Source organism: Capnocytophaga sp. oral taxon 380 str. F0488 (genome assembly GCF_000318255.2).
GTDB lineage: Bacteria > Bacteroidota > Bacteroidia > Flavobacteriales > Flavobacteriaceae > Capnocytophaga > Capnocytophaga ochracea.
Genome location: NZ_KB291186.1, coordinates 1 through 648 on the forward strand (window position 1 = coordinate 1; position 648 = coordinate 648).

1 protein-coding gene is annotated in these 648 nt (G+C 34.9%); it reads left to right on the forward strand.

Annotated elements, in window-relative coordinates:
- Positions 1-92: 92 nt before the first annotated feature.
- A complete protein-coding gene (locus HMPREF9078_RS03130) occupies positions 93-440 on the forward strand; it encodes a transposase (RefSeq protein ID WP_232207514.1) in 348 nt (115 codons plus the stop codon).
- Positions 441-648: the final 208 nt, after the last annotated feature.

Genomic DNA, 648 nt, shown 5'->3' on the forward strand with positions numbered 1-648 from the left:
TGTCATATCCTGAAATAGGTTTACACTAAAAACCATAAAAAGATATGACAAAAGGGAGGAAAGAAACAGTTCGGTACAGTGATTGCTTTAAGTTGAGTATCGTAGAAGAGATTGAGAGAAACGGATTGAGTATTGAAAACTGCCGACGCAAGTACGGCATTGGAGGAAGTACAACAATTCAAAAATGGCTCAAAAAGTATGGTAAAAATCACTTATTAAATAAAATAGTACGCGTGGAAACAATTGATGAAATCGGGGAGCTTCAAGCTCTTAAAAAGGAGTTAAAAGCCCTTAAAGAGGCTTTTGCTGAAACTACTTTAGAGAATAAAGTTTATAAGACTTATTTTCAAATTCTTGGTCAGGAAACAGGAATGGGCGATGAAATAAAAAAAAAGTTAGAACAAGAGTTATTGAAGTACTTTCCCAAACAGAAAAGATAAGCACTCTTTGCAAGTGTTTTGGTATTAGCAGACAAGCTCATTATAAAGCAGTTAAATCGTTTAAGGAGGTAGCGCTCAGAGAGAGTATAATTATTGAGATGGTACAGGAAATACGGCGAGAACTGCCCAAGATAGGAGGAAAGAAGCTCTATTATATGTTATCAGATAAGATACATCAGATAGCAAAAATAGGGAGAGATAAGTTTTT